This is a genomic window from Algibacter pacificus (genome assembly GCF_008033385.1).
In the GTDB taxonomy this organism is placed as follows: Bacteria; Bacteroidota; Bacteroidia; order Flavobacteriales; family Flavobacteriaceae; genus Algibacter; species Algibacter pacificus.
In genome coordinates this window covers 1-977 of record NZ_VOGY01000048.1, presented here as the reverse complement: position 1 = coordinate 977, position 977 = coordinate 1, and the positions used below count along the sequence as shown (strand labels likewise).

1 protein-coding gene is annotated in these 977 nt (G+C 30.6%); it reads right to left on the bottom strand.

The genetic code is table 11. From position 1 onward, the window contains the following. Positions 1-138: 138 nt before the first annotated feature. On the bottom strand, positions 139-948 hold the full coding sequence (locus FQU21_RS17325; RefSeq protein ID WP_222708023.1) for an HNH endonuclease: 810 nt from the start codon (positions 946-948) through the stop codon (positions 139-141). Between the last annotated feature and the right edge of the window lie 29 nt (positions 949-977).

The window sequence follows — 977 nt, the reverse complement described above, 5'->3', positions numbered from 1 at the left end:
AACGGATTTGTGTATGATTAGTTGCGTGGTTTAAGCAACTAATTTACTAAAATAAGCACGTACGGCGAAATTCCGAAGGAATTTCCCAAGTGAGCTAAAACTAGCAATTAATTATACACGTTGTTGTAAGTAGTTTTTTTATTTTATTATTTCCTTAATTTCTTTTATCGTAAAAGCTGGTCGTTTTGAATGAATCATTGCGTGACAGTTTGGACAAACAGGAATTAAGTCTTTTATTGGGTCAACTTCGTATTCTTTTCCTATTTCCGAAATCTGATTTATGTGATGAACGTGAATAAATCCCTTTCCTATTTCTCCAAAGTGCTTTTCAAAATCATATGAACAAACTTTACAAGAATAACCAAAATGCTTTAAACATCTTTTTCGAGCTTCAGGATTTCTTTCGTAACGAGTTTGTACAATGTCTTTAGATTTACCTTCTTTATATGTCTTTTTAAATTGTGTTGTAACATCATTTGAAACAAAACTATTCTTTATGTATTTATTCTCTTTAATAAAATTAAACCAATTTGATTCCAAACTTTCCAAAACTTCTTCTTTTATTGAAATTCCGCTTTGTTGAGGAAACCATTGTTGCAAATTGTTTTTATCAATACTTTCCAAAGATTCTTTGTCAAATAACTTGTTGTCTTTTGGATTAATTAGAATATCGAATTCAATATCGATGTAGTTAGTTGTTTTGTTTTCTGTTCCGTCCCAATGAGGTGCAACATAGTAAGAAGATTTAGCATAACCACTTCCCATTATTCCTCTTGGTTCGTTACCTAATCTAATTAAGAAAACTCTGTCTCCTTTTCTAATACTTTTTGAATTTCCACAACTCCATCTTCTTTCAACATATCCAACTTTTTCAAGATGTTCAATGCTTTCTTGTAAATCTTCCCAATCCCATCTGTTAGGATTCCAAGCAAATAGAAATGTGTTCATATTGTTCTGTTCTTAAATTACTTACAACG